The organism is Nocardioides sp. (genome assembly GCF_030150155.1).
GTDB lineage: Bacteria > Actinomycetota > Actinomycetes > Propionibacteriales > Nocardioidaceae > Nocardioides.
On sequence record NZ_JASLGR010000059.1, the window covers coordinates 92,319 to 118,757 of the forward strand.

Consider the following 26,439-nt stretch of genomic DNA (forward strand, 5'->3'; position numbering starts at 1 on the left):
CGCGTCGACCGGCCACGGTCAAGGAACGAACGCCCACCGCCGCCGAACCGCGCACAGAGCGAGATCACACGGCCCCTACCGTTCGCTGAACGAACGCTAGGGTGAGCGGCATGGCCGCCCTCAACGTCGTCGCGAAGACCGCCCTCCTGCTCCGCGCGATCGCTGCCTGCGAGCCGGAGGGGGCCACCACGTCCGAGCTGGCGCGCCGCGCGGACCTCAACCGGTCCACGGCGCACCGGCTGCTCAGCGACCTGCACGGCGAGGGTCTGGTCGACCGCGACGAGCCCTCGGCCCGCTGGCTGCTGGGCCCGGCGCTCTTCTTCATGGGGCTCTCGGCGGGCCACCGCTACGACGTCACCCAGACCGCCCTGCCCTTCGTACGCCGGCTCGCGGCGCAGACCTCGGAGAGCGCGTTCTACTCGGTCTGGCGCAGCAACGAGTCGGTCTGCCTGGTCCAGGAGGAGGGCACCTATCCGCTGCGCAGCCACGTCCTGCGCGAGGGGATCCGCTTCCCCCTCGGAGTCGCCTCGGCCGGGCTGGCGGTGCTCTCCTTCCTGCCCGAGACGGAGATCGAGACCTATCTGACCCAGGCCGACCTGAGCGCCTTCGGCCCCGAGCACGGCGTCGATGCGCTGCGTGCCCGGATCGACCAGACCCGCCGCCAGGGCTACGCGGTGAACCCCGGCCTGATCGTCGAGGGCTCCTGGGGGATGGCGGCGGCCGTGGTGGACGAACGGGACCGGCCGGTCGGCGCGCTCAGCGTGACCGGCGTCGAGCAGCGCTTCTCCCCCGACCGGCAGCCCGACCTGGGCCGGCTGCTGATGTCGGCGGCCCATGAGCTCTCGCTGGCCCTGCGCGAGCCTCGCGCTATCTGGAGGTAGCCCTCCGGAGCCTGTCGCAGTTGCGGAGCACCACTTCCAGTGAGTGGGATCGTGTGACGTAGCCGACATCTGCGCCGACCCACACTCGATGAGTCCCGCTGGCAGAGATGGAGAAGCAGATGAGCGTCACAGGAGACAACGACACCGAGGTTCGCACGATCGACACCGGAGCCGCACCGACCCGGTTCGCCCGCGGCTGGCACTGCCTGGGTCTGGAGAAGGACTTCGCCGACGGCACCCCGCACCAGATCAACGCGTTCGGCCAGAAGCTCGTCGTCTTCGCCGGCGAGGACGGCCACGTCAACGTGCTCGACGGCTACTGCCGTCACATGGGCGCCGACCTGTCGCAGGGCACCGTGAAGGGCAACGAGCTGGCCTGTCCGTTCCACGACTGGCGGTGGGGCGGCGACGGTCGGTGCAAGGCGATCCCGTACGCCCGCCGAGTGCCGTTGCGGGCCCGGACCGCCGCCTGGGAGACGATGGTCCAGGACGGCATGCTGTTCGTCTGGAACGACCCGGAGGGCAATGCCCCGGACCCGGCGCAGTACATCCCCCGGATCGAGGGCTACGGCACACAGGAGTGGAGCGACTGGGTCTGGTACTCCACCGTCATCGAGGGCGCGAACTGCCGTGAGCTGATCGACAACAACGTCGACATGGCGCACTTCTTCTACGTGCACTACTCCTTCCCGACGTACTTCAAGAACGTCTTCGAGGGCCACGTGTCGGCCCAGTTCATGAAGGGCGAGGGCCGCGAGGACATCCGCGGCAAGCGCGACTCCGGGGGTGCCCGGGTCACGATCGGCAACTCGTCGACCGCTGCCTACTACGGCCCCTCGTTCATGATCGACGAGCTCACGTACCACTACTCCGATGGCGAGGACGTGCCCAGCGTCCTGATCAACTGCCACTACCCGATCGACAACGACTCCTTCGTCCTGCAGTACGGCGTCATGGTGAAGAAGGAGAAGGGCGTCGACGACGCCACCGCCCTGGCGATGGCCCAGCGCCAGGGCGACTTCATCCGGCTCGGCTTCGAGCAGGACGTCGCGATCTGGAAGACCAAGACCCGGATCGACAACCCGCTGCTGTGCGAGGAGGACGGTCCCGTCTACCAGCTGCGCCGCTGGTACGAGCAGTTCTACGTCGACGTCGCCGACGTCACCCCCGAGATGGTCGAGCGCTTCGAGTTCGAGATCGACACCTCCCGGCCCAACGAGGCCTGGCGGCGCGAGGTCGCCGAGAACATCGCCCGTACCCAGGACGCCTGACCCGCACGACACCAGGGGCGCTGAACCGACATCGGTTCAGCGCCCCTGGGACGTCGTGGAGGAGATCAGGTCAGCGACCCGACTCCCCGGCCATGTCGAGGGCGGCGAGGTAGCTGAACACCATGCAGGCACCGATCGGGTTGCCACCGCCGGGGTACACGTAGCCACTGACCGCGGCCTGCGAGTTGCCCGCGGCGTAGAGACCCTCGATCACCTGGCCCTGCGCGTCGAGCACTCGGGCCGCGGCGTCGGTGCGCAGGCCACCCTTGGTGCCGAGGTCGGAGATGCCGAAGGCAGCCGCGTGGAACGGCCCCTTCTCCACCGGCACCAGCGGCGACTTGCCGCCACTGAACGCCCGGTCGTAGGGCTCGTCGCCACGGCCGAAGTCGTCGTCCTTCTCCGCAGCGGCCAGCTCGTTGAACCGTGCCACCGTCTCGACCAGCGTCTGCGCCGGTACGCCGATCGTGGCGGCGAGCTCCTCGAGGGTGTCGGCCGAGTGCCACAGGCCGGCCGCCTGGTAGTCGGCAGCGTCGCCGACCGGGACGCTGGTGGCCCGCACCGGCGGCGTGACGCCGTCGCGGTCGTCGTACACGAACCAGAACGGCAGACTCATCTCGCCGGCGTCCATCAGGTCGATGATGGCGCGGCCGAGACGGTCGTAGGGCCACGACTCGTTGACGAAGCGGCGACCCTGGCCGTCGACGAAGATGCCACCGGTCAGCCACAGCGAGAAGCTGGAGGTGCCGTCGGGGTGGGTGATCCCCGGCGACCACCAGGCCTGGTCCATCAGGTCGGTGTCGGCACCGACGGCCAGCGCCGCGGTGAGCGCCTTGCCGACGTTGGCCGGGGCGCCCATGCTGTCGCGTTCGTTGCCGGGGACGCCGTACTGCTCACGCAGCTCCTGGTTGCGCTCGAAGCCGCCCGCGGCAATGAGGACACCCTTGGCGGCGTTGATCCGCACCCGGCCCTCCGCGGTCTCCACGACGGCGCCCGCGACCCGACCCCCGTCGACGAGGAGCTCGTCGCAGGTGGCGTTCGCCAGCAGGGTGACGTTGTCGAAGCGGTCCAGGGCGAGCAGCAGACGACCGATCAGGGCCTGGCCGCCGCCGACGTGCGGCGGGAGCTCCTGGCCGGCGCGCTCGACACCGAGCGGCGGACGCAGCACGTCGCGCAGAGCGCCGAGCTCCTCGGGCGTCAGCGGCTGCGGGATGATGTGGCGCCCGTGCGCGCTGGCGCTCGGGGCGGCACCGAAGTAGTCGGGCCAGGGCAGCTGCTGGAAGGCCATCGGCTCCAGCTTCTCCAGCTCGTCGACCAGCGGAGCACCGTTGTCGAGGAAGGCGTCCTGGAGGTCGCGCGGGGTGCGGTCGCCGACGATCGAGTGGAAGTACTCCGCCACCGCCTCGGCCGAGTCGACGTTGCCGTCACGGCGCAGCACCGCGTTGAGCGGCAGCCACATGCCGCCGCCGGAGTACGCGGTGGTGCCACCGAAGTACTCGCTCGCCTCGGCGACGATGACCCGCAGGCCGCGGGAGGCGGCGATCAGGGCGCCGGTGAGGGCACCTCCGCCGCTGCCGACCACGAGCATGTCGCAGTCAAGGTCGTGGTGAATCTCGGTGCTCACGTCTTCTCCTCCATCGGGACGTTCCGTTCCGCCTCAGCGAACCAGCGCGGCGGGCTGGTCGCGGGCCGAGGTCCCACCGACTGGAACAGGTTCTGGGATTCCTCAGGTTCCCGAGCGCCGGCCGGCCTCGGGGTCGTCGGCGAGGAGTCGCCGACGAAGCCGGTCCAGGGTGCGGCGCAGCAGCCGCGACACCTGCATCTGCGAGACCCCGATCTCGGCGGCGATCTCGCTCTGGCTCAGCTCGGCACCGAAGCGCCGCGACAGGATCAGGCGCTCCTGGTCGCTGAGGTCGGCCAGCGCCTCGCGCAGGTCCAGCAGCCACTCCGAGGTCGCGAAGCCGCGCTCCTCGTACGCCAGGGCCGCGACCAGCTCGGGGTCCACCATGCTCCGGTCGGGCCCGGCGCCGGCATCGAGGGAGCGGGTCTCGCGGACCCTGAAGCTCTCCACCACCTCGACGACCTCGTCGGGCTCGGCACCGATCCGCTCGGCGATCTCGGAGATCGCCGGCAACCGGCCGAGCTCCTGGGTCAGCGCCTCCCGGGCCTCCACGACGGCGCTCTGCAGCTCGTGGGTACGGCGTGGGACCCGCACCATCCGGTGGGAGTCGCGCAGGTAGCGTCGGATCTCCCCCACGATCTTGGGCACGGCGTACGCCGAGAACGCATGGCCCCGGGCCGGCTCGAAGGAGTCGATCGCCTTGACCAGCCCCACCGAGCCGATCTGCACTGCGTCCTCCAGGGCGAAGCTCCACGACGCGAACCGTCCGGCCAGGTGGCGGACCAGGGGCAGGTTGAGGTCGGCCAGCTCGGCCCGGACCCGCTCCCGGGCGGGGTCGTCGGCGTGCAGCACAACGAGCTCGGCGAACAGCTGGTCGGTGCGGTCGCGCCGCTCGGACGACCGCTCGCCGGAGGCGCTCACAGCACGCTCACCCGACGCTGTCCGGGTGCCCGCCGACGATCTCGATGCTGACGTGACCGTCGTCCTCGTGCACCACCACGCCGGGGTCGATCGCCGTCAGCATCACCCACGCCAGGCTCTCGCGGTCGATCCGTGCCCCGGCGCGGCAGCCCAGCGACAGCGTCGTACGGAGCAGGCCGGGGGCGACGTCGAACCGGGCGCGGAGCCAGCGCGCCTGCGGGTCGACCAGCGGCAGCAGCAGGGTGGCGGCCTCGTCCACGGCGATCTGGAGCTCCTCGACGTCGTCGAGGCTGAGGTCTGCCGTCACGGCCGAGGAGCGTGCCAGGCCACGCACGGTGGCGACGAAGTCGCGGTGGGCAGGCACCGTCAGCGTGCTGAACGCGGCCGGCCAGCCCTCCTCGGCGTTCTGGTCCGCGGTGGTGCTCACGCGTCGTCCTGGGCAGCGACGCCGAAGAGCTCGGTGAGGCCGGCCAGGTCGAGCACCCGGGCGACGGCCGGTGACTGGGCCGCGACCTGGACGCGTCCGCCGGCACCGACCACCTTCTTGCGCAGGTCGAGCAGGGCACCGAGGCCGGTGGAGTCCAGGAACGTGACCCCCGACAGGTCCAGGGTGACGATGTCGCCGGGACTGGACACTGCCGCACGGGCCACCTCGGTCAGGCGCGGCGCGGTCGCCAGGTCCAGGTCACCGGTGACCACCAGCCGGACACCGTCGGTGGCGTCGGCCTGGGAGCGGGCTTCGAAGAAGGGCACTGCTGTTCCTTGAGGGTGAGGGCGAAAGCGGGCGGTGCTGCTCAAGGCTAGGTGGACCAGGTGCCGGCCAGGCCGGTCACCTCCAGGATCCGGGTGACGCACGTCGAGGGTCGCACGATCCGCAGCGTACCGCCGCCGGTTCGCGCGCTCTTGTGCAAGGCGATCAGGGCGCCGATCCCGGTGGAGTCGATGAAGGTCACATGCGCCATGTCCAGAGTCAGATCACTGCCGCCTGCGAGCAGGTCCCGCCCTGCCTCCACCAAGGTGTCGCGGGTGACGAGGTCGAGGGCTCCGATCAGCTCCAGGCGGACCCCGTCGGGACCCTCGGCGACGCCGCGCCGCTCAATGATCAGCTCCATCGGGCCCTCCCCAGCTCGAACCACACCGTCTTGCCCGCACGAGAGCGATCGAAGCGTACGCCCCACTCCCGGGCGACCTGCTGCACCATCTGGAGGCCGCGCCCCGAGACCGCCTCCAGGGAGGGCCGGGCCTCAGACATGATCGGCAGGTCGGCCCCGTCGTCGTAGACGGCCACCGTGACGCCGTCCTCGCTCAGGCTTGCCGACAGCTCGATGGTGGGGCCGCCGTGGCAGACGGCGTTGGTGACCAGCTCGGAGGTGAGCAGCACGGCGTCGGCAGCGGTGTCGACCGGCAGGTCCGCGACCAGGTCGGCGACGAGCCCGCGCGCCAGGCCCACCGACCGCGGATGGTGCTCCAGCACGGCGGAGGTTCCCAGCGCCGTCATGTGCACCTCCTCGCTGTCCGTGGGACCGGCCGGCCCGCAGTGCTGTCCCCGGACCGCGGTGGGATCAAACAACTTCGGGCAGGTCGCCACCGGCGTCAGGAGCCTGCTGGCGCTGGGCGATCAGGACGGCGATGTCGTCCTCGGCGACCGCGTCGCCGACCACACCGGTGAGCACCCTGATGCAGCTCATCTCGGCGTCCCCGGGCGCGGCCAGGGCGGCCGAGAGCCGGGCGAAGCCCTGGTCGAGCAGCTCCTCGGCAGACTGGTCGGAGGTCGGGCGGCGCTCGACCAGGCCGTCGGTGAAGAGGCAGAGCCGTCCACCCTCGGGCACGGAGACGACGGTGGCACGACGCCGGACGTCGGGCATCACCCCGAGCAGCGCGTCGTGCGGCACCGGCACCGCCTCGCCCGGACCGTCGGGGGTCGCCAGGAAGGGCGCGAAGTGACCGGCGGCACTGAACTGCCACACGTCGTACGGCGCCTCGGCCATGCCCACCAGGACGGTGGCCTGCACGTCGGGCTCGAAGTGGCAGATCTTGCGGTCGAGCCGGGTGAGCACCTCGTCGGGGGTGTCGTGGTCGAGGGCGTAGGCACGCAGGGCGCTGCGCAGCCGCCCCATCACGATGGCCGCCTGGAGGCCGTGACCGACGACGTCGCCCATCACCAGGCAGAGCCGCTGGCCGGGCAGCTCGAAGGCGTCGTACCAGTCGCCACCGAGGTCGCCGTCGGCAGGGACGTAGCGGGCGGCGAGCTCGATCCCCGGCGGACTGACCGGTGCGGCCGGCAGCAGGCTGCGTTGCAGCACCAGAGCCGCGGTGTTGTCCGAGCTCTGGCTCCCTTGCCGGAGCAGGTCGCCGAGCGTGGTCGCCAGCCCGGCCAGGGTGCGACGGTCCTCGTCGCAGACCTGGCGCGGGTCGAGGTAGCCGACGTGGACCACGCCGACGAGCTCGCTGCCGTCCATCACCGGGGCGCCGAGCAGGGTGCGCAGCCCGTGCGCGACCAGGACCGGGTTGATCACCTGGTCCGCGGTGACCTCGGCGAGCAGCACCACCTGGCGGCTCTGGGCGACCCGCCCGGCGAAGCCGAAGCCGAGCGGCACCGGCCGGGCGCCACGCAGGGTCGGGTCGAGGCCGATCGTCGCGGCCGGCTCCAGGACGGTGCGCTGGTGGTCGAGCAGGAGCAGCGTCAGGGTGTCGGCGCCGAGCTGGTCACGGATGCCCGCGAGCAGGCGGCGCAGCTCCGGGGTGTCCTTGGTCGCCGCGATGGCGAACGCCGGGGGCGTGACCGGCTCGCCCGGTGTCGGGACCGGAACGTTGCCGGCCACCTGCGGTGCCACCGGTGGTCTCATCCGCACCTCGTCCCGTGCTGTCGCCCGGCGGAGCCGACTCCGCCTGTGACGTGGACCCTACTCGACTCCGCGGCCGTTTCACGACCCCGTGACTACTCGTTGCCTCCGAAGATGCCTGTGATGGCACCGAAGCCGGTGTTGCCGTTCTGGGTGCTTCCCGACAGTCGGGCGCTCTTGGCCAGGGCGGTGGCCAGGCCCGCCAGGGTGGTCGACTGCAGGATCACGCGGCCGTTGCCGCGCAGCGTGGCCAGGGTGAAGCCCTCGCCGCCGAAGAGGGCGTTCATCGCGCCCTGGCGGTTGAGGCGCCCGACCTTGGTGACGCCGTAGGTGATGTTGTCGTCCCAGGCCACGACACAGCCGGTGTCGACCTTCAGCTCACCGCCGTAGTCGGCCGGGTTGATGTCGATGAAGTCGCCCGAGCTGCCCACCAGCAGGGTGCCGACACCGGTGAACTTCTGCAGCAGGAAACCCTCGCCGCCCATCAGGCCACGGGCGAAGCCGGAGAACTCGATGCCCTGGTGCACGCCGGCCTCGGCAGCGATGAAGGCGTCCTTCTCGGCGTACCAGGTCTGCTTGCCGTCGAGTTCGATCGCCCGCATCTCCCCCGGGATGACACCGGCGAAGGCGAGCAGTCCGTCGCCGCCCTTGCTGTGGAAGTGGGTCACGGCGAAGCTCTCGCCGGTCATCATCCGGCGTCCGGCCGAGACGGCGCCACGGAGCAGACCCCCCATCCCGCCGCCGCTCTCCTCCCCGGGTGCCGAGAGCTTGGTCTCCATCTCGACGTCGGCCGAGGAGAACAGGAACTTCCCGGCCTCGCTGTAGACCACCTGGCCGGGCTGCAGGGTCACGATCGCCATCTGGGTGGTCGATCCGACGAGTTGCACGTTGAGCGTCACCCGCCGATTCTGACATGCACCCCGGGACGCTCCGCCGCCTCACCCACCCGCACAGCGACCCCCAGGCGCCGTGGACACGTCGAGTGGACGTACGTTCGGTGAACGTGGCCGCGCCGGGCCGCCTCGGAGCCAGGCTGACTGCGACAGTGGCCGGTGTGAACGACTTCGTGATGCCACTGCCACTCCCACTCGACGTGGTGTCGCTGACGATGGGCTTGATCACCATCGGGTCGGTCAGCGGCGACGAGGGCGGGCTGGCAGACTCGGTCGAGCAGGCACTGAGCACCCTGCCCCACCTCAACGTCACCCGGACCGGCGACACGGTCGTGGCTAGGACCGCGACCGGTCATCGCGAGCGCCTGGTGATCGCCGGCCACCTCGGCACCAGCGCACCACTGGACAACGAACAGGCGTTCGTCGAGATGGGCCGGCTCTTCGGCGTCGGTGGCTGCGACGTCAAGGGCGGACTGGCAGCACTGCTCAAGACCGCCATCGCCCTGGGGGCGCGCAGCGCCGGTCCGGACGTGACCCTGGTGCTCCACCCCGGCGACACCCTCGCCGACGTACCCCCGGCGCTGCTCCAGGGCGACCTGGCGCTACTGCTCGCCCCGACCGACCTCACCGTGCAGGCCTCGCCCGAGGCCGCCTCCCACCCGGCGGTCCAGCGGCTGGCGGCGCTGAGCGAGGCTCCCCTGGTGACCGCTCCGACGCCGCCGGCCCCCGAAGGCCTCCCGACGGTGACCTTCGGACCCGGCGACCCGACCGTGGCCCGCACTGCCGGCGAGTTCGTCCCGACCGCTCAGCTCACCCAGGCCGAATGGGTGCTGCGGGAGTGGCTCAGGCCGGGGCCGCGCTGATCCGCGGCTCGCTCACCTTCAGTCCGAGGTCGACCTCGTCGAGGCCGGCCTTGGCGTGCTGGTGATGGGCACGGATCGCGTCGATGCTGCTGTGCGCCACCCGCCGGCCGTCGACCACCAGCCGGACCTGGAGCGCTCCGGGGCGGTCGTGATCGAGCTCGTCGGTGACGACGAACCGCTCGGCGCTGATCGTGCCGTGGGCGTCGTACTCGCGCCAGGCCGACTTGAGGCCGCCGACCGAGGCCTTCCCGCTGGAGCGCTTGGCCACCGGGTGCTGGTCGGTGGTGCCCTCGCTGGCGACCGAGACCAGCTTGTAGACGAACCCGACGGTGGGATGGCCCGAGCCGGTGGCGACCGAGGTGCCCACGCCGTACACGTCGACCGGGGCGGCGCTCAGCTCCTCGATACTGAACTCGTCGAGGTCGCTAGTGACGACGATCTTCGTCTCCCAGGCGCCCAGGGCGTCGAGCTGGCGTCGAGCGGCGTGCACGACGACGTCGAGGTCGCCGGAGTCGATCCGGATCGCGCCGGGGCCGACGGCGCCGAGCCGACGGGCCGCCTCGACGGCATGGACGATCCCGGCCTCGATGTCGTAGGTGTCGACCAGCAGCGTGGTGCCCAGTCCGAGGGCGGCCAACTGGGAGTCGAACGCGGCCGCCTCGGTGTCGTGCGCGAGGGTGAAGGCGTGCGCCGCGGTGCCGCTGGTCGGGATGCCGTGCAGGAAGCCGGCGGCGAGGTTCGAGGTCGACTCGAACCCGACCAGGTAGGCCGCCCGCGCCGCCGAGATCGCGGCACTCTCCTCGGTACGACGCGAGCCCATCTCGATCATCGGCCGCCCGGCGGCGGCAGTGGCCATCCGGGCCGCGGCCGAGGCGACCGCGGAGTCGTGGTTGAAGATCGACAGCACCAGGGTCTCCAGCAGCAGGCCGTCGCCGAAGGAGCACTCCACGGTCAGCACCGGTGAGTGCGCGAAGAAGAGGTCGCCCTCGCGGTAGCCGCTGATGTCACCGGTGAAGCGCCACCCGGTGAGGTAAGCCCGGGCGGCCGGGCCGATCGCTCCGACCTCCTCCAGGAAGGCCAGCTCCTCCTCGGTGTAGCTGAACCCGTCCAGGGCGTCGAGGAAGCGGTCGAGTCCGGCCAGCACGCCGTAGCCGCGTCCGGGCTTGAGGGAGCGGGTGAAGAGCTCGAAGACCGCGGGCTGGTCGGCGGTGCCGTCCAGCAGCGCCGCCTCCAGCTGGGTGAGCTCGTAGCGGTCGGTCATCATCGCCGGCGTCACGGCCCGTCTCGTGGTTCCCACGCGCCTCAACCTAGTGCCTGCTCCCCCGCACACCAGCGTCATCCCCCAGATGCGGTAAACCCGCTCTCGCCCAAGCTGGGTAACCCGTCGCACCGCCGCGTCCCGGGGCCGCGGGCGGCCTGAGCGTCGAACCATGACCACTCGCCGCGCGCGTCACCACCGTGCCGTCGTCGCGCTGAGCGTCGGCGCAGCGCTCCTCGCCGGCTCGCTCGGTGCTGTCGGGACGGCCTCACCGTCCACGGCCGCCCCGGTCGCGGCGTGGGACAGGACGTTCGCGCTCAGCTCGGCGCCGGGATCGAAGCACACCCTCTATTTGGACTTCCTCGGCGGCACCGTCACCGGGACGTACTGGAACACCACCGCTCAGGCGGCCGCCATCACCGTGGCGCCGTTCAGCCTCGACGCCTACACCGCGCACTTCTCCCGCCTGGAGCTCGGCGCGATCCAGGCCGCCTGGGCGACCGTGGCCCAGGATTACTCCCCCTTCGACATCAACGTCACCACAGCCCCGGCCCCCGCGGACGCGATCTCCCGCTCCTCGGCCGCCGACGACACCTGGGGCACCCGGGTGATGATCACCGACCAGGTCCCGACCATGACCGGGTGCGGCTGCGGCGGCAACGCCTGGCTGGGCTCCGCGGACCGGGTCAGCACGCCGGGCACCCCGGCCTGGGTGATCACCGGCGACCTCGGGCTCTCCGCGCAGGACCCGGCCAGCCTGACCGGCCTGGGCATCGGCAACGCGATCAGCCACGAGGCCGGGCATACCTTCGGCCTGGTCCACCAGGGCCTGGGCTCCTCGGAGTACTACGAGCGCCAGGGCCTGTGGGCGCCGATCATGGGAGCCTCGTCGTTCGCTCCGATGACGCAGTGGAGCGATGGCCGGTACGCCGGTGGGCACCATGGCCAGGACGACATGGCGATCCTGCGCTCCGTGCTGGGCCCCACCCGCACGGCCCGGCGCGGGCCGTCGACGCTGAGCGTCGGCGCCACGACGTACGGCATGGTCACCGGTGCCAGCCAGGTCGACACCTATACGCTCGCGCCGAGCCGGCGCACCCGGACGGTCCGGATCACCGCCGCACCGACCGGCCTGGCCCCCGACCTCGACCTGCGGATGAGGGTGACCGACGACACCGGGCGGGTGGTCGGCACCGCGGCACCGCGCAACGGCTCCGACGCCCTCGGCCAGTGGGTCACCGGCCTGGGCGCCGGCCTCACCCTCACCGTCGAGGCGGGCCACCGCTACACCGTCGACGTCGCGCCGAGCGGCAACCAGAGCACCCGACGGCAGAACTCCTCGGGGCTCTACGACACCTACTCGGCCTACGGGTCGGTCGGGGCCTACCGGCTCAGCGTCGCTCCATCCAGCGGAACCTGGGCTCGCCGCGCCCACGCCCGTCGCTAGCGTGTCGGCTCCGCACCCGCCCGGGTGCAACCGATTCCAGGAGTCGACATGTTCACACTGGTGGTCCACGGCACCCACCTGATGCAGTTCGCCCGCGCGATCGGCGACCAGACGCCGGCGTACGACGAGATCGGCCGGCTGTGCGCCGACGGCACCGTCGACGCCCTGGTCGCCCCGCCGACGTTCCTGATGGCCGCCGACCACTTCGATCCCGACTTCCCCCGGCGCCCCCGTCCGGGACAACCGTGGCTCGGCACCCACGACCCGCGACCGAACCCGCCGATCGGGTTCCACATGGAGCAGCACTTCACCTTCCACCAGCCCGTCCGCGCCGGCCAGGTCCTGGTCGCCGAGGCACGACCGGGAGCGGCCTGGGAGAAGTCAGGGCGCCGGGTCGGGACGATGCGGTTCGCCGAGACCCTGACCGACTACCGGACCCCGGCAGGCGACCTGGTCGCCACGGCCCGGTGGGTGCAGGCCCACGTGCAGCAGCGCCCCGCCGAGGCGAGCGCGCCGGCCGTCACCGAGAGGGGCACCCCGCTGCCGGGCGAGGGGTGGGAGACGGTGCTCACCACCGAGCTCACCCGCGCCCAGCTGGTGATGTACGCCGGGGCCTCGGGGGACTTCGCGCCGCTGCACACCGACGAGCTCTATGCCCGTGAACGTGGCTACCCGGGCGTCTTCGCCCACGGGATGCTGACGATGGGGATGAGCGGACGTGGCGTCACCGATCGGTTCGGCCATGCCGCGGTGCGTGCCTTCGGCGGGCGGATGACCGGTCAGGCCTGGCCCGGCGACCGGCTGGTCGCAACCACCCGGATCACCGCTGAGACACCGACCCCCGAGGGCCGGGTCGTCGACCTGGCCGTCACCACCCGCAACCAGTCCGGGACGGTCCTCTTCGCGGGCACCGCCACGGTGCTGGTCGAGGACTAGGAGAGGGTCCCGTCGGGGTCCGTCGGCAGCCCCAGCACGTCGAAGCTGCGCTCCCCCAGGGCGAACCCGCCGATGCGACGCCAGCCGAGCCGGGCGTGGACGGTCTGGGAGAGGGTGTTGGTGCTCTCGATGAACGCCACCGCGACGGCGTACGTCGTCACGTTGGCCTCCAGCAGCCGGGTGAGCAGCCCGCGCAGGATCCCGCGTCCCCGGAAGGCCTCGTCCACCACGACCGGGCCGTAGAGGAAGTAGCGGCCCGGGCCGAACACCTCGGCGGCGACCCGGTTGGTCTCCCCGGCCGGCCCGGTGCCGACCGTTCCCGGTGCGGAGCTGATCGCCACTCCGGCCAGGGTGCCGGCCTCCTCGGCGACCCAGATCCCCGGCCCGTCGGCCAGCGCGGCGAGGGTCGCCGGCGTCCACTCGCCCTGCACGAAGCCGCGTTCGGCACGTTCGCGCGCCGAGAGCCCGACGCCCCGGTGGCGGTCGATCAGGTCGAGGATCGCGGACTCGTCCCGTGGTTCGGCCGGCCGGAGGCGCACGGTCGCGTCGGAAGGGGGCTGCGTGGGGCTCACCTCGCCAACGTAACCGGCGCCGCCCACCGCTACGGTGACCTGCGTGAACCAGCGGCGACAGGATCGGCGTGCCTAACAACGAGCTCGGTGACTTCCAGACGCCGAGCGCGCTGGCGTTGCGCTGTCTGACGGTGCTCGGAGTGCCCGCGCACGCCCGGGTGCTGGAGCCGACCTGTGGCCGCGGCGCGTTCCTGGAGGCGGCCGCCACGCTGAGCCCGGACACCGAGCGGATCGGCATCGAGCTCCAGCCCGCGTACGCCGCCGAGGCACGCCGTTGGGCCGACGTCCGGGTGGCGAACATCTTCACCACCGACCTGCGCCGAGACCTGACCTGGCGCAGCGACGGGCCGCTGTACGTCGTCGGCAACCCGCCCTGGGTGACCTCGGCCGATCTGCGCCGGATGGAGTCGTCCAACCTCCCGGTCAAGGAGAACCTGAAGGGTGCCCGGGGCCTGGACGCGATGCTCGGGTCGAGCAACTTCGACGTGGCGGAGTACATCATCGCCCGGGCCCTGGAGGCGCACCGCGACCAGCCGGTCGTGCTGGGGATGCTCTGCAAGACCCAGGTCGCCCGCAACGTACTCGGCCACGCCGCCGCGCAGGGGTGGCCGGTGGCCGAGGCACACCTGTACCGGATCGACGCCCGGACCTGGTTCGACGCCGGGGTGGACGCCTGCTGGTTCACGGTCCGCCTCGACGCGGGCCGACCGACCGATCACACCTGCCTGATCCACGACGACCTGTTCGCCACGACGCCCGACGTCGAGGGACGGCGGTTCGGGGTGGTGGACGGCCTGGTGGTCTCCGACGTGGCGCGGTACACGGCCGTCCGTGAGGCCGACGGCCGGTCGCCGTACGAGTGGCGCTCGGGGCTCAAGCACGATGCAGCGCGCGTCTTCGAGCTCGCCGCCCTGCCCGAGCCCGCCACGCAGGCCGGCGTACCGGTCGATCTGGAGTCCGAGTACGTGCTGCCGCTGCTCAAGTCGACCGACCTATTCCGGGGACGGCATCGCGAGCTGGGGCGGTGGGTGATCGTTCCGCAGCGCACCTTCGGGGCCGAGACCACGACGCTGGCCCGCACCGCGCCCCGGTTGTGGCGCTACCTGAACGAGCATGCGGCGGTGCTCGACGCGCGCCGGTCCTCGATCTATCGCAACCGGCCGCGGTTCTCGGTGTTCGGCCACGGCGAGTACACCTATGCGCCGTACAAGGTCGCCGTCTCCGGGCTGCACAAGGAGCCGCGGTTCCGTCTGCTGGGGCCGCTCCGGGACCAGCCGGTGGTGCTCGACGACACCTGCTACTTCGCGCCGTTCAGCGATCCGACAGAGGCGGCGGTGGCCACCGCGGTGCTCACCAGCAGGCCGTGCCTGGACCTGATCGACTCCCTGGTCTTCTGGGACTCCAAGCGGCCGGTGACGAAGAAGGTGCTGGCACGCCTGGATCTGAACCGGCTGCCGCTCGATCCCGCGTCGGTGGTGACGCAGGCTGGCGCGTACGCCGCTGAGGCGGGCCTGACCTTCGACGCCGACGCTGCGCGTGGCATGGTCGGCGCCCTGGGCCGGCGGCACGACTGAACCAGGTCAGTGCCGGTGCACGATCGAACGTCGTGTCACGGACCGCCGATGGTAGGCAGCGAAGTCGAGCCGGTCTGGGTGCGGAGGTAGGACCGGCCGGCCGGGCTGGTCCAGAGGTAGATGCCGGGTTCGAGGTGCTGGTATTGCCAACCGCTGTGGGTCTTGAGGCGGTGGTGGTGGCGGCACAGGGGTGCGAGGTTGGTGCTGGTGGTCTGGCCGGGTGGGCCTTGGTTCTCATAGGGGGTGATGTGGTCCAGGTCGGAAGCCCGGGCTGGTCGGTCGCACCAGGGGTGGACGCAGGTCCGGTTGATCAGGATCGCTTGTTCCCGCATGGTCTCGGACGGGACATACCCATCACGCGTGTGAGATTCGGCGAGGTCGAGGACGGGACGGATGATCACCTTCGTGCCGGCGGTGCGGCACCACTCGGCTACCCGTTCGACCGGGGCGAGAGTGTTGCCGGCTTCGATGTGGGCGATGGGTGAGTCGGGGGTGAGGTGGACGTAGGTGTGCACCACCCGCGTCACGGCATCGGGAGTCTCCTCGGCTGATCCCGCCAACTGGCGGCGTGCGATCACCCCGACTGCCTTCGCGCGGCGGACGTCCAGAGGTTCGGGCTCAGAGTCCGGGCTGGATGCGTCGAGGGTGGCGAGTTCGGCGGCGACCTCCTGGATCGCTGCCTCGAAGTCAGCAGCGTCAGCGGCATCCAGGCGGCCGAACACGTCCGCGAGGCCGTCGGGCTGCCCGGCCCCGGAGACACTGATCGCCCGGCCCTCGGCTGCCGCCCTTGCTCGGGCCACAGCCGCATCAGGGTCGCTCAGGATCTCGGCCAGGACGACCATGCGGCGGAGGCGTGCCATCCCGACCCGGTGGGCGATCGGGGCGATGGCCTCGTCGACGTACCGCGCACCCTCGGCCGGGACACCGCGCAGCGTCGCGGCGACCTGACGGGCCCGCCACACCTCAACCCTGCCTTCTCGGACGGCAGCCAGAGTCTCGGGGAACCGCCACGCCAGGTCCCACGCGTCAGCGAGGTAGGCCAGTGCAGCGTGGGGGCTCATCTGAGCGAACGCAGCGAACTCCGCGACTGCTTCCTCCCCGATGGGAGGACAGCCGTCACCACCGACGGGCATCTCCAGGCCGTACCGCTGCTCCACAGGCTCCGTGTCGGCCACCAGACTCAGCCAGCGGATTGCCTTGTCCAAGGCCTTCACCTCACGACGACGGGCCTTGGCCTGGTCGACACGCCAGCCCTCCAACAGCGCCTCCGCACTGCTGGTCACTCCCGCTCCGCCCTTCGGCCTCATACCCATCACAGTATGGGAAGCCACCGACAAAACCTGACGCCCAGATCGCCACCCGGTCAGCGCGCGATCCTGATCCACTCCTGCTGTCCCTGGTCGTGGCCATCGACCAGCTCCCACATCAGCAGCAGCTCCTGCCCCACCGCCTTCGCCGGTACGGCGAACCGCATCACGAACCGGGTGCTGCCGCCGACCGGGATCGGGGCGAGACCGTCGCAGTTCAGGCGCCCGGTCATGCGTCCCGGGGACCGCGCATTGGGATTCTCGGACCACCACTGTTGGACGAAGGCCGGACACGGGGCGAGGTCGACGGCGGCGTCGCTGTGATTGGTGAGGGTGACGACGTACTCGATCGTCGAACCGAGACTGACACTCGACGGCAGTGTCAGGGTCGCCTGAAGTCCCGGCCAGCGCGCGGGCGGATCCACGTACCCCGGCTCGGGCACCGACGGTGCGACCCACGGGACGGCGTCGGTGCGGTCGCTCCACGGCACTGCGCTCCCCGTGTCCACCCCACTCGGAGACGGCGTCGGCGAGGTCACGGCCGGCACGTCCGGTGTCGCCGGGGCGAGCCCCCAGCGCAGGAGCGGGATGCCGAGCGCACAGAGGGCGACGACGACTGCGGCCAGCAGCATGACACGCGCCTTCGGGCCGAGAAGCCGCCGCGTCTCGCGACCACCGCTCGGAACGTCGATGGTCGCCGCCGCGGCGGCCAACAAGGCCCTGACCTCGTCCTCCTGGTCCGGGGTGAGGGGAGGTGCGTCAGAAGACATCGGGACTCCTCAGGTCGGCGGCCAGTCCCGTGATCCCGCGGGCGGCTCGGCTCTTCACGGTGCCCGGCGCGATGCCGAGGGCCGCGGCGATCTCTCGTTCCGACATGCCCGCGTAGTAGCGCAGCACCAGCACCTCACGTTGGGGCGGGTCGAGGCGTGCCAACGCGCGCCGAACGGCGATCCCGGTGGTCTCGTCGGCGTGCTGAGCCGTGTCGGGCAGTACGTCGGTCGGGACCTCCCCGTTCCAGCGACGCCCGACCGCATCGCGCCAGGTGTTCACCACGATGGTGTGCACATAGGCGTCGGGCCGCTCGGCGCGTTGCACCTTCCGCCACTGGCGGTAGCAGCGCAGCAGGGCCGTCTGGACGACGTCCTCCGCGTCGCGCACCGGGCATCCCAGCAGGACCACGGTCCGCACCAACGCGGTGCGCCGCGTGGCGACGTACTCGCTGTAGTCCATCGGCCCTGCCTTCCGTGGGTGCCCTCTCCCTCTCAGACTGGCGAACCGTCAGATCGGTTCCCTGCCGTGGCACCCTACGGTCGGATGCTCCGCTCAGAGCGAGAACTGGCTGACCAGCTCCCGCAGCTGTGCGGCGGTGGTGTCGACGTCGACGGAGGCCTGGAGGGTCTGCGCGGCCGACGTACTGGCATCGACCGCTGCGGTGGCGACCTCGCTGACGTCGGCGGCGATGCCGTCGGCGCCACGCGCAGCCTCGGTGACCGAGCGGGCGATCTCGTTGGTGGTGGCGGTCTGCTCCTCGACGGCCGAAGCGATCGTGGTCTGGATGTCGCTGATCCTGACGATCACGTCGCCGATCCGCTCGATCGCACCGACCGCCTCCGTGGTGCGGGCCTGGATCGCGCTGATCCGGTCGGCGATGTCGGTGGTGGCCTTGGCGGTCTGACCGGCGAGCTCCTTGACCTCGCTCGCTACGACGGCGAAGCCCTTGCCGTGCTCACCGGCGCGGGCAGCCTCGATGGTGGCGTTCAGGGCGAGCAGGTTGGTCTGCTGGGCGATCGAGGTGATCAGCTTGATCACCTGGCTGATCTCGTTGCTGGCGTCACCGAGCGCGGCGATCGTGGTCGACGCTCCCCCGGCCATCCCGACCGCCTCGCCCGCTACCGAGGCAGCCTCGCTGGCGTTCTGGGCGATCTCGCGGATCGAGGCCGACATCTCCTCGGCGGCGGAGGCGACGGTCTGGATGGCGACCGAGGTCTGGACCGCGGCAGCCGAGGCCGACTCGGCCCGCGCCGAGGTCGTGGCGGCGCCGGAACCGAGGCCGGTCGCCAGCCCGTTGAGGTGCGTCGAGGCGGCTTGCAGGCCGGTCGCAGAGTCGCCGATCTGAGCCATCGAGACCCGGAAAGAGGCCACCAGCTCCTGGAGTGCGGCCGCCATCTGCCCAATGTTGTCGTCCCCGTCGGCGAGGACCTCGACGGTCAGGTCGCCCTCGCGCACCCGGCGGGTGGCGTTGAGCAACACCTCGACCCGGCGGGCGTTCTCGGCAGCGGCCTCAGTGCGAGCAGCGTCCTCGAGAGCACGGGTGAACGCTTCCCGGCTGGCGGTGATGATGTCGCGCAGGGTGGCGCGGATCGCCTCGAAGTCGAGCGGCTCCTTGGCGAGGAACTCGATCATGCCCGCGGTCCCCGAACGCGGCCCCAGGGGCAGCGCGAACCCGGCGACGTACCCCTCCTCCAACGCCAGACGCAGGTGCTGGTCGTCGGCGACCTCCCGCAGGTCCGGGGCCTCGATCAGGGTGTCGGCGCTCCAGGCCCGACCGATCAGGCCGACTCGATCCCCACGCCCGTAGGAGCTGCGCGCAGCGGCGCCGGCCATCGCGCCGACCTCGCTGGACTGGCCGAAGAAGCGGGCCTCGTCACCGAAGATCTTGTGCCCCACAGCATGGTCGGCGCCGAAGTACTCCAGGACGTTGCCGATCACGGCCCCGACGACCTCGTCCTCGTGCTTGACGTCGGCCAGCGAACGCAGCAGCGCGCTGATCGCCTCGGCGTTGCGGGCGGTCTGGCGCGCCAGCACCTCCGAGCGCTTCTGCGCCGTGATGTCGTGCACCGCCACCACGGAGCCCAGGAAGCGGCCCGTGCTCGGCTCGTGGATCGGGTCGATCTCGAGCTGACGCCACGCACCACGGAACTCGTACTCCGTCGTGAAGGGCAGCAGCGAGTCATCGCGCAGCAGATCCCGGCCGTGCTCGGGGTGCAGGTACAGCCGCGCCATGTCGAACCCGCGGGCCTCCTCCAGGCGCAGATCCCGCCGGTCCAGCATGAACGCCACCCGCTCCAGGCCGGCCTGGTTGAAGTGCTGCATCCGGTACGCCGGATCGACGACGTACACCGCATGGCTGAGGTAGTCCAACGCACCGAAGTCGAGCGCGGCCAGACCGCCCTCGCTGACGGTCATGTCGGACTCGGAGGCGGTGCGCTGAGCGGGGATGTCGGCGGAGATCTCGGCGGGGAGGGCAGTCACGCAGGTTCCAACGGCAGCCCCGGATCGGATCTGATGGAAAACCATCCCCAACCGTCCCGGGACCGTCACGACAGCACCAGGCGCACCAACGACAACAGGCTCTGACCCGCGTTTCCGCTGGTCAGAGCCTGTTTTCTGTCGGGCTGACAGGATTTGAACCTGCGACCCCTTGACCCCCAGTCAAGTGCGCTACCAAACTGCGCTACAGCCCGATCCGCCCGCCGAAGCGAACGTGTGAACACTATCGTAAGAGCCGGTTTCCCGAGGAATCGGGGGCCTTTCGCGTGTCACACGGCGGTGTCACCGCTTCCGCTTCTCCCGGATGCGCTGCTGGAGCACGATCGGGGTGCCGACGAAGCCGAAGTCCTCACGCAGGCGACGCTCGATGTAGCGCTCGTACGACGCATCCAGCTTGCCCGACGTGAACAGCACGAACGTCGGCGGAGCGGTGGAGACCTGGGTGCCGAAGAGCACCTTGGGCTGCTTGCCGCTGCGCACCGGGTGCGGGTGCTCGGCGACGAGGCGGCCCAGGAACGTGTTGAGCGCGCCGGTGCCGATCCGGGTCTCCCAGCCCTCCAGCGCCTTCTCCAGGGCCGGGACCAGACGGTCGATGTGCCAGCCGGTGCGCGCGGTGATGTTGATCCGCGGTGCCCACTGGACCTGCACCAGGTCACGCTCGATCTCACGCTCGAGGTAGTAGCGACGCTCGTCGTCGACGAGGTCCCACTTGTTGAACGCGATCACCAGGGCACGGCCGGCTTCGCGGACGGTCTGCAGGATGCGGACGTCCTGCTCGGCGATGGACTGCTCGGCGTCGAGCACCAGGACGGCGACCTCGGCGCGGTCGATCGCGGTGGTGGTGCGCAGCGAGGCGTAGTACTCGTGGCCCGACGCCTCCTTGACCCGCTTGCGGATGCCGGCGGTGTCGATCAGCTTCCAGGTCTTGCCGCCCAGCTCGACGAGCTCGTCGACCGGGTCGACGGTAGTGCCGGCGACGTTGTCGACGACGACGCGCTCGGAACCGGCGAGCTTGTTCAGCAGGCTCGACTTGCCGACGTTCGGGCGACCGACCAGGGCCACCCGGCGCGGGCCGCCGACCTCGGCGCCCTCGGGCATCGGCGGGGTCGCGGGCAGGGCCTCCAGGATCGCGTCCAGCAGGTCACCGGTGCCACGACCGTGCATCGCGGAGATCGGCATCGGCTCGCCGAGGCCGAGGTTCCACAGCAGGGACGCGTCGGCCTCGCGGCGCTCGTCGTCGACCTTGTTGGCCGCCAGCACGACGGGCTTGCCGCTGCGGCGCAGGACCTTGACCACGCCCTCGTCGGCGTCGGTGATGCCGACGGTGGCGTCGACCACGAAGAGCACGGCGTCGGCCAGGGAGATCGCGACCTCGGCCTGGTAGGCGATCCGCTCGGCCATCCCCTTGGCGTCCGGGTCCCAGCCGCCGGTGTCGACCACGGTGAAGGCCCGGCCGTTCCAGTCGGCGTCGTAGGAGACCCGGTCACGGGTCACGCCGGGGACGTCCTGCACGACCGCCTCACGCCGGCCGATGATCCGGTTGACCAGGGTCGACTTGCCGACGTTGGGCCGCCCGACCACGGCCAGCACCGGCACGGGACCGGTGTGTTCGCCGTCCTCGGAGCCTCCGAAGTCGCTCTCGAAGTCGCCGTTGTAGGCCTCGTCAGTCATCGTTCATCCTCCGACGCGGGAAGTGGGCCGGGCAGTGTCAGCCCGGTGGCGGCCTGGGTGGCCGCGAGGTGTGCCAGCAGGTGCGCATGGACGCGCTGCGTGGCGATCTGAACATTGTCTCGTGTCCGGGGCCATTTCACCTGATCGAGGACGAGCGGCTCCCCGAACACCAGGTCGATCCGACTCCCCCGTGGCGGCAGCGAGCTGTTGCCCGCCCCCGGCAGTCGGGTCCCGAAGAACGTGAGCGGCACGATCGGCGCGCCGCTGACCATGCCCAGGTACGCCGTCCCGGCATGGATCGAGGCCAGCTCTCCCCCACCCCGGGTGCCCTCGGGGAAGATCCCGACGGCGTCGCCCGCGTCGAGCGCGGCCAGCGAGGACCGGATCGCGGCCCGGTCCGGATGGAACCGGTCCAGACGGATCTGTCCGGACTCGCGGAAGAAGACCCCGGCGGCCCCGTGGAACATCTCCGCCTTGGTCAGTGCGTGCACCGGCCGCGGCGACATGATCGCCAGCAGGGGTCCGTCGATCACCCCGATGTGGTTGGCCGCCACGATCACCGGCCCGGTGGCGGGGAACCCGCCCGGGGTGATGTGGAACTCCCACCGTGCGCTCAGCAGCGCCCTGGCCGCCGTACGCAACGGCGAATGGAGCAGGTAGCGGGCCGGCCGCGCCGAGGTTCGGCTCACGCCGAGGCGTCCTGCGCTGCCTCCGCTCCCAGACCACGGACGAGGCCGACGACCTGGTCGATCGCCTCGGCCAGCGTGATGTGGGTGGTGTCCAGGTGGACGGCGCCGTCGGCCTGGACGAGCGGGGCGGTGGCGCGACCGGAGTCGATCACGTCGCGGGCCTCCAGCGAGGCCTGGGTGGCGGCGACGTCGCCGCCTGCTTCCAGTGCACGGCGGGCCGCGCGGGCCGACGGGTCGGCGGAGACGTAGAGCTTCAGAGCGGCCTCGGGCCACACCACCGAGCCGATGTCACGGCCCTCGACCACGATCCCGGCGCCGTCGAGTGCGGCGGTGATGATCGAGCGCTGCAGCGCGAGCAGCAGGGCGCGGACCTCGGGCACGGCGCTGACCGGCGAGACGTTCGCGTTCACCTCGTCCGAGCGGATCTCGGCCGACACGTCGACGCCGTCCAGGGTGATCGTCGGGGCGAGCGGGTCGGTGCCCGACTCGATCCGGGCCTGCGGGGCAGCCGCCGCCACCGCAGCAGCGTCGTGAACGTCGATGTCGTGGGAGAGCATCCACCAGGTCATCGCCCGGAACTGCGCACCGGTGTCGAGGTAGCGCAGTCCGAGCCGGTCGGCCGCCCCCTTCGAGGTGCTCGACTTGCCAGAACCGGAGGTGCCGTCAACCGCGACGACGATGGGCGTGCTCATAGACGCCCACCCTAGCGGCGGGTGGTCCAACCTCGGGTGTCGAGCGCTGCGGCCAGGCCGTCGAGCCGGTCGACGGCGACCTGGAGCTCGAGCACACCGAGCTCGCGAGCCGGGTCGTGATCGATCCGGACGTCCTCGATGTTGACCCCGATCTCGTCGGCGTCGGCGAAGAGCCGCGCCAGTGAGCCCGGGGTGTCGGGGATCGCGACGAATAGCGTGCCGGTCTCCACGGGCACGCCACCGTGCTTGGCCGGGATCGCCTTCGTGCCGGCGTTGCCCGTGGACAGGATCCGGCGCAGCTCGGCCCGGTCGCCGGAGGTGACCGCCCCGATCAGGGCGTCGAGCTCGCCGCGGACCTGGGTGAGCAGCTCCACGACCGCCTCGGCGTTGCCGCCGACGATCTGGCTGTAGAGGTTCGGGTCTCCCCCGGCCACCCGGGTGACGTCGCGCACCCCGGGCCCCGACAGGGCCATGTGGGAGGCCGGAGCGTCGGCCAGCCGACCGGCGGTCAGCGCTGCCATCAGGTGCGGGACGTGGCTGATCCGGGCGACAGCACGGTCGTGGTCGGCCGGGGTCAGGTCGAGCACCACACCCCCGCACAGCTCGGCGAGCTCACGGACCAGCTCGACGGCCTCGGGCAGCGCGCCGGGGTGCGTCGTGATCGCCCACGGACGGCCCTCGAACAGGGTGGCGTCAGCCGAGAGCGGACCGGAGCGCTCCGTGCCCGCCATCGGGTGCGAGCCGACGTACCGCTCGACCCCCGGCACCTCGGCCACCGCGGCCAGTGGAGCCGACTTCACCGATCCGACGTCGGTGACCACGGCGTCGGAGGTCGCCAACGCCTCAGCGATCACTCCCCCGAGCAGATCCGGCGGTACGGCGACCACGATCAGCTGCGGTCGGTCACCGTCACGCACGGCCCGGCCGGCACCCAGCCCGGACGCGGTCCTGACGTGATCGGGGTTGACGTCGCTGAGCAGCACCTCCAGGCCCGCGCGCCGGCAGGCGAGCGCGACCGAGGTGCCCAGCAGGCCGACGCCGATCACCTCGACCGGCCCGACCAGGGCTCCGGCGGGGGTCGACTCAGCCATCGCGCCGGGCCAGGTCAGGCCTCAGCACTACCGCTCCGTGGAGATAGACGTGCTCGACCTCGGCCTTGGACCGATCGGTCTCGACGTGGGCCATCAGCCGCACCGCGCGCGGCAGACTGCCCTCGATCTCCAGCTCCCGGGCGCACATCAGCGGCACGTCGGTGAAGCCGATGGTGCGGGCCGCGACGGCGGGGAACGCCGAGTGCAGGTCACCGGTGGAGGTGAACAGGATCGAGATGACGTCGTCCTGGTCGAGCTCGTTGAGCTCCATCACCTGGGTGAGGAGCTCGACCACCCGCTCCTGCATGTGGGCGGAGTCATCCACCTCGAGCTGGGTGGCTCCACGGATCGCGCGCACTGACACGGCGGACAGCCTAGGGCCTGGCTCTCACGTCGGTCGACGTGCCTCCCGCCGCGAGAGACAGGGCCACGTCAGAGCTGGGCGCTGTCGAGCAGGGAACCCAGCTCATCGGGCTCCAGGTCGCGCATCTGGCCCACCCCGAGCTTGCCCAGCCGAACCGGACCGATCTGGGTCCGGGTCAGACGCGTCACCGGGTGCCCGACGGCCGCCAGGAGACGGCGTACGACGTGCTTGCGACCGTCATGGATGGAGACCTCGACGATCGACTTGGCCTTGAAGGCCTCCACGATGCGCACGGTGTGCACCTCGACCGGACCGTCGTCGAGGACGACCCCAGCCAGGAGCTCCTTCTTGGTGCGCGGGAAGACCTGGCCCTCGACCTCGGCGACGTAGGTCTTGACCACCCCGAAGGAGGGGTGGGCGACCTTCTGCGCGAAGTCGCCGTCGTTGGTGAGCAGCAGCAGGCCGGTGGTGTCCTCATCGAGCCGACCGACGTTGTAGAGCCGCTCGGGCCGATCGGCGACGAACTCGGCGAGCGTCCTGGCGGCATGCGGGTCGCTCATCGTCGAGGTGACCCCACGCGGCTTGTTGAAGGCCAGGTAGACCTTGTCGCTGATCGGAGGCAGGCGCTTGCCGTCGACCCGGATCACGTCGACAGCAGGGTTCACCTTGGTGCCCAGCCGCGTGATGATCTCGCCGTTGACCTCGACCAGCTCGTCGAGCATCAGCTCCTCGCAGCGCCGCCGCGAGCCGACCCCGGCCAGCGCGAGCAGCTTCTGCAGTCGGATCAGACCCTCGTCGTCCAGAGGGAGATCACTCATCTGTTGCCTCGTTCTCGTTGTTCGTCGTTGCCTCGGAGGCGTGCGGAGCCTGGACCAGACTGGCCAGCTCCTCCTCCATGTCGTCCATGTCGGGCAGGTACGGCGCCAACTCGGGAAGCTCGTCGAGCCCGGTGATGCCGATCCGCTCCAGGAAGTACCCGGTGGTGCGATACAGGTTCGCACCCGTCTCATTGTCCTGCCCGGCCTCCTCGACCAGACCACGGGCCAGCAGGGTCCGCATCACACCGTCGACGTTGACGCCGCGGATGGCGCTCACCCGGGCCCGCGAGACCGGTTGGCGGTAGGCCACCACGGCCAGCGTCTCCAGCGCAGCCTGGGTGAGCCGGGACTGCTGGCCCTCCAGGACGAACCCCTCGACGACGTCGGCGAACTCGTCGCGGGTGTAGAACCGCCAGCCTCCGGCGACGTTGCGCAGGTCGAAGCCGCGCCCCTGTTCGGTGTACTCCGCGGCCAGCTCCCGCAGCGCCGACTCGACGACGTCGCTGGGATGCCCCACGGCTGCGGCCAGGGAGGCGACGTCGAGAGGCTGGTCGGCGACCATCAGGATCGCCTCCAGGCTGGGACGCACCGGGCGCCGTACGTCGTCACCGGGCTGGTCGACCTCAGTCATCGCTCTCCTCGTTGCCGTTGGCCCCATCGAACTCGTCACGGATCAGGTCGTCCAGGTTGTCCAGGTCGGCGTCGTCCTCCCCGGTCCAGCGCACCGTCAGCTCCCCCAGCGGCGTCACCTGCTCGAACGAGACGACACCCTCCCGGAAGAGCTCCAGCAGGCTGAGGAACCGCGCCACCGTGGTGAGCTTGTCCGGCGAGTCCCCGACCAGCGCCCGGAAGGTCAGGGTGCCGGCACGGCGGAGCCGGTCGACCACGATCGCCGCCTGCTCGCGAACGCTGACCGCCGGGGCGTGGATGTGGGCCAGGCCGATCTCCGGCGGCCCCGGCTTGGGGGCCATCGCCTTGGCGGCGAGCTGGGCGAAGGCGTCCAGGCCGATCCCGATCAGGACCTCGGGCAGCAGCGTGGCGAAGCGGTCCTCCAGGCCGACGGCGCGCGGGAAGCGACGTGCCTCCTGGGCCAGTCGGGTGTCCATCAGGGCCGCGACCTGCTTGAAGGCGCGGTACTGCATCAGGCGGGCGAAGAGCAGGTCGCGGGCCTCCAGCAGGGCCAGGTCCTCCTCGTCCTCGACGTCGCCCGAGGGCAGCAGCCGGGCGGCCTTGAGGTCGAGCAGGGTCGCCGCGACCAGCAGGAACGACGAGGTCTGCTCCAGGTCCCACTCCGGACCGGCGGCCTTGACGTGGGCGATGAACTCGTCGGTGACCTTGGCCAGCGCGACCTCGGTGATGTCGAGCTTGTGCTTGGCGATCAGCGAGAGCAGCAGGTCGAAGGGGCCCTCGAAGTTGTCCAGCTGGACCGCGAAGCTCTCGGACGGGGCGGGGGCCGACAC

Annotated in this window: 28 protein-coding genes and 1 tRNA gene; 6 read left to right on the forward strand and 23 right to left on the reverse strand. The window is 71.2% G+C overall.

The window, feature by feature from the left end:
- Positions 1–110: 110 nt before the first annotated feature.
- Complete coding sequence (locus tag Q1V88_RS17885) at positions 111–881, forward strand: IclR family transcriptional regulator (RefSeq protein WP_300682929.1); 771 nt, start codon at positions 111–113, stop codon at positions 879–881.
- A 119-nt stretch (positions 882–1,000) separates the two neighbouring features.
- Entirely contained in the window at positions 1,001–2,152 is a 1,152-nt protein-coding gene (locus tag Q1V88_RS17890; RefSeq protein ID WP_300682932.1) for a Rieske 2Fe-2S domain-containing protein, read from the forward strand.
- Positions 2,153–2,222: 70 nt separating this feature from the next.
- On the opposite strand, the gene Q1V88_RS17895 is transcribed toward Q1V88_RS17890, so the two are convergent.
- The 8 genes from Q1V88_RS17895 to Q1V88_RS17930 form a co-directional block, all read right to left on the reverse strand.
- On the reverse strand, positions 2,223–3,773 hold the full coding sequence (locus Q1V88_RS17895) for an FAD-binding protein (protein WP_300682935.1): 1,551 nt from the start codon (positions 3,771–3,773) through the stop codon (positions 2,223–2,225).
- 102 nt (positions 3,774–3,875) lie between these two features.
- The gene (locus Q1V88_RS17900; protein ID WP_300682937.1) at positions 3,876–4,691 is read right to left on the reverse strand and encodes a sigma-70 family RNA polymerase sigma factor; all 816 of its coding nucleotides are present in this window, start codon (positions 4,689–4,691) and stop codon (positions 3,876–3,878) included.
- 7 nt (positions 4,692–4,698) lie between these two features.
- On the reverse strand, positions 4,699–5,118 hold the full coding sequence (locus tag Q1V88_RS17905) for a hypothetical protein (protein WP_300682939.1): 420 nt from the start codon (positions 5,116–5,118) through the stop codon (positions 4,699–4,701).
- A complete protein-coding gene (locus tag Q1V88_RS17910; protein ID WP_300682942.1) occupies positions 5,115–5,444 on the reverse strand; it encodes an STAS domain-containing protein in 330 nt (109 codons plus the stop codon). The genes Q1V88_RS17905 and Q1V88_RS17910 overlap by 4 nt, the downstream gene beginning before the upstream one ends.
- 47 nt (positions 5,445–5,491) lie before the next feature.
- Positions 5,492–5,803 (reverse strand): STAS domain-containing protein, encoded by a 312-nt coding sequence (locus Q1V88_RS17915; RefSeq protein WP_300682944.1) that lies wholly within the window; start codon positions 5,801–5,803, stop codon positions 5,492–5,494.
- Positions 5,794–6,189, reverse strand: coding sequence for an ATP-binding protein (locus Q1V88_RS17920; protein ID WP_300682946.1), 396 nt, complete (start codon positions 6,187–6,189; stop codon positions 5,794–5,796). Before Q1V88_RS17920 ends, Q1V88_RS17915 begins: the two co-directional genes overlap by 10 nt.
- Before the next feature lie 64 nt (positions 6,190–6,253).
- Complete coding sequence (locus tag Q1V88_RS17925) at positions 6,254–7,525, reverse strand: GAF domain-containing SpoIIE family protein phosphatase (protein ID WP_300682949.1); 1,272 nt, start codon at positions 7,523–7,525, stop codon at positions 6,254–6,256.
- A gap of 104 nt (positions 7,526–7,629) precedes the next feature.
- A complete protein-coding gene (locus Q1V88_RS17930) occupies positions 7,630–8,433 on the reverse strand; it encodes an AIM24 family protein (RefSeq protein ID WP_300682952.1) in 804 nt (267 codons plus the stop codon).
- A gap of 155 nt (positions 8,434–8,588) precedes the next feature.
- Here Q1V88_RS17930 and Q1V88_RS17935 point away from each other — a divergent pair, with 155 nt between their 5' ends.
- Positions 8,589–9,290 (forward strand): hypothetical protein, encoded by a 702-nt coding sequence (locus Q1V88_RS17935; RefSeq protein WP_300682955.1) that lies wholly within the window; start codon positions 8,589–8,591, stop codon positions 9,288–9,290.
- Here Q1V88_RS17935 and Q1V88_RS17940 read toward each other — a convergent pair.
- Positions 9,271–10,587: a nicotinate phosphoribosyltransferase gene (locus tag Q1V88_RS17940; RefSeq protein ID WP_300682958.1), complete on the reverse strand. Its 1,317-nt coding sequence runs from the start codon at positions 10,585–10,587 to the stop codon at positions 9,271–9,273. The two genes, Q1V88_RS17935 and Q1V88_RS17940, sit on opposite strands and share 20 nt — an antisense overlap.
- 133 nt (positions 10,588–10,720) lie before the next feature.
- Between Q1V88_RS17940 and Q1V88_RS17945 the strand changes: the two genes are divergently transcribed.
- The gene (locus Q1V88_RS17945; protein WP_300682960.1) at positions 10,721–11,995 is read left to right on the forward strand and encodes a hypothetical protein; all 1,275 of its coding nucleotides are present in this window, start codon (positions 10,721–10,723) and stop codon (positions 11,993–11,995) included.
- A gap of 48 nt (positions 11,996–12,043) precedes the next feature.
- Positions 12,044–12,931, forward strand: a complete 888-nt coding sequence (locus tag Q1V88_RS17950; protein ID WP_300682963.1) for a MaoC family dehydratase N-terminal domain-containing protein — start codon at positions 12,044–12,046, stop codon at positions 12,929–12,931.
- Here Q1V88_RS17950 and Q1V88_RS17955 read toward each other — a convergent pair.
- Complete coding sequence (locus Q1V88_RS17955) at positions 12,928–13,503, reverse strand: GNAT family N-acetyltransferase (RefSeq protein WP_300682964.1); 576 nt, start codon at positions 13,501–13,503, stop codon at positions 12,928–12,930. The genes Q1V88_RS17950 and Q1V88_RS17955 overlap by 4 nt on opposite strands.
- Positions 13,504–13,571: 68 nt before the next feature.
- On the opposite strand from Q1V88_RS17955, the gene Q1V88_RS17960 reads away from it, so the two are divergent.
- Positions 13,572–15,077 carry a hypothetical protein gene (locus Q1V88_RS17960; RefSeq protein WP_300682966.1) on the forward strand — a complete coding sequence of 502 codons (1,506 nt, stop codon included), beginning with the start codon at positions 13,572–13,574 and terminating at the stop codon, positions 15,075–15,077.
- Between the two features lie 35 nt (positions 15,078–15,112).
- Here the strand turns inward: Q1V88_RS17960 and Q1V88_RS17965 are convergent, their stop codons facing one another.
- From Q1V88_RS17965 to Q1V88_RS18025, 13 genes are all read right to left on the reverse strand, one after another.
- Entirely contained in the window at positions 15,113–16,384 is a 1,272-nt protein-coding gene (locus Q1V88_RS17965) for an HNH endonuclease signature motif containing protein (protein ID WP_300682968.1), read from the reverse strand.
- Positions 16,385–16,440: 56 nt separating this feature from the next.
- Complete coding sequence (locus tag Q1V88_RS17970; RefSeq protein ID WP_300682970.1) at positions 16,441–17,154, reverse strand: hypothetical protein; 714 nt, start codon at positions 17,152–17,154, stop codon at positions 16,441–16,443.
- A complete protein-coding gene (locus Q1V88_RS17975) occupies positions 17,144–17,614 on the reverse strand; it encodes a SigE family RNA polymerase sigma factor (protein ID WP_300682972.1) in 471 nt (156 codons plus the stop codon). The genes Q1V88_RS17970 and Q1V88_RS17975 overlap by 11 nt, the downstream gene beginning before the upstream one ends.
- Before the next feature lie 93 nt (positions 17,615–17,707).
- On the reverse strand, positions 17,708–19,636 hold the full coding sequence (locus Q1V88_RS17980) for a methyl-accepting chemotaxis protein (RefSeq protein ID WP_300682974.1): 1,929 nt from the start codon (positions 19,634–19,636) through the stop codon (positions 17,708–17,710).
- A gap of 138 nt (positions 19,637–19,774) precedes the next feature.
- A tRNA-Pro gene (locus Q1V88_RS17985) sits at positions 19,775–19,848 on the reverse strand.
- A gap of 88 nt (positions 19,849–19,936) precedes the next feature.
- Positions 19,937–21,325 (reverse strand): ribosome biogenesis GTPase Der, encoded by a 1,389-nt coding sequence (gene der / locus Q1V88_RS17990; protein ID WP_300682976.1) that lies wholly within the window; start codon positions 21,323–21,325, stop codon positions 19,937–19,939.
- The gene (locus Q1V88_RS17995; RefSeq protein ID WP_300682978.1) at positions 21,322–22,014 is read right to left on the reverse strand and encodes a lysophospholipid acyltransferase family protein; all 693 of its coding nucleotides are present in this window, start codon (positions 22,012–22,014) and stop codon (positions 21,322–21,324) included. The genes der and Q1V88_RS17995 overlap by 4 nt, the downstream gene beginning before the upstream one ends.
- Positions 22,011–22,706 (reverse strand): (d)CMP kinase, encoded by a 696-nt coding sequence (cmk, locus tag Q1V88_RS18000; protein WP_300682981.1) that lies wholly within the window; start codon positions 22,704–22,706, stop codon positions 22,011–22,013. The genes Q1V88_RS17995 and cmk overlap by 4 nt, the downstream gene beginning before the upstream one ends.
- Positions 22,707–22,717: 11 nt before the next feature.
- Positions 22,718–23,797, reverse strand: coding sequence for a prephenate dehydrogenase (locus Q1V88_RS18005; protein WP_300682984.1), 1,080 nt, complete (start codon positions 23,795–23,797; stop codon positions 22,718–22,720).
- Positions 23,790–24,161, reverse strand: a complete 372-nt coding sequence (gene aroH / locus Q1V88_RS18010; protein WP_300682987.1) for a chorismate mutase — start codon at positions 24,159–24,161, stop codon at positions 23,790–23,792. Before aroH ends, Q1V88_RS18005 begins: the two co-directional genes overlap by 8 nt.
- A 68-nt stretch (positions 24,162–24,229) precedes the next feature.
- On the reverse strand, positions 24,230–24,979 hold the full coding sequence (locus Q1V88_RS18015) for a pseudouridine synthase (protein WP_300682990.1): 750 nt from the start codon (positions 24,977–24,979) through the stop codon (positions 24,230–24,232).
- The gene (scpB, locus tag Q1V88_RS18020; RefSeq protein ID WP_300682993.1) at positions 24,972–25,610 is read right to left on the reverse strand and encodes an SMC-Scp complex subunit ScpB; all 639 of its coding nucleotides are present in this window, start codon (positions 25,608–25,610) and stop codon (positions 24,972–24,974) included. The genes Q1V88_RS18015 and scpB overlap by 8 nt, the downstream gene beginning before the upstream one ends.
- Complete coding sequence (locus tag Q1V88_RS18025; protein WP_300682997.1) at positions 25,603–26,439, reverse strand: segregation/condensation protein A; 837 nt, start codon at positions 26,437–26,439, stop codon at positions 25,603–25,605. The genes scpB and Q1V88_RS18025 overlap by 8 nt, the downstream gene beginning before the upstream one ends.

Bases quoted from the DNA above. Each gene is read 5' to 3' on its own strand.
- Q1V88_RS17915 (WP_300682944.1), bottom strand. From the start codon at position 5,803: ATGGAGCTGATCATTGAGCGGCGCGGCGTCGCCGAGGGTCCCGACGGG.
- Q1V88_RS17965 (WP_300682968.1), bottom strand. From the start codon at position 16,384: ATGAGGCCGAAGGGCGGAGCGGGAGTGACCAGCAGTGCGGAGGCGCTG.
- Q1V88_RS18005 (WP_300682984.1), bottom strand. From the start codon at position 23,797: ATGGCTGAGTCGACCCCCGCCGGAGCCCTGGTCGGGCCGGTCGAGGTG.
- Q1V88_RS18015 (WP_300682990.1), bottom strand. From the start codon at position 24,979: ATGAGTGATCTCCCTCTGGACGACGAGGGTCTGATCCGACTGCAGAAG.
- Q1V88_RS17885 (WP_300682929.1), top strand. From the start codon at position 111: ATGGCCGCCCTCAACGTCGTCGCGAAGACCGCCCTCCTGCTCCGCGCG.
- Q1V88_RS17945 (WP_300682960.1), top strand. From the start codon at position 10,721: ATGACCACTCGCCGCGCGCGTCACCACCGTGCCGTCGTCGCGCTGAGC.
- Q1V88_RS17890 (WP_300682932.1), top strand. From the start codon at position 1,001: ATGAGCGTCACAGGAGACAACGACACCGAGGTTCGCACGATCGACACC.
- Q1V88_RS17975 (WP_300682972.1), bottom strand. From the start codon at position 17,614: ATGGACTACAGCGAGTACGTCGCCACGCGGCGCACCGCGTTGGTGCGG.
- der (WP_300682976.1), bottom strand. From the start codon at position 21,325: ATGACTGACGAGGCCTACAACGGCGACTTCGAGAGCGACTTCGGAGGC.
- cmk (WP_300682981.1), bottom strand. From the start codon at position 22,706: ATGAGCACGCCCATCGTCGTCGCGGTTGACGGCACCTCCGGTTCTGGC.
- Q1V88_RS17970 (WP_300682970.1), bottom strand. From the start codon at position 17,154: ATGTCTTCTGACGCACCTCCCCTCACCCCGGACCAGGAGGACGAGGTC.
- scpB (WP_300682993.1), bottom strand. From the start codon at position 25,610: ATGACTGAGGTCGACCAGCCCGGTGACGACGTACGGCGCCCGGTGCGT.
- Q1V88_RS17950 (WP_300682963.1), top strand. From the start codon at position 12,044: ATGTTCACACTGGTGGTCCACGGCACCCACCTGATGCAGTTCGCCCGC.
- Q1V88_RS17920 (WP_300682946.1), bottom strand. From the start codon at position 6,189: ATGACGGCGCTGGGAACCTCCGCCGTGCTGGAGCACCATCCGCGGTCG.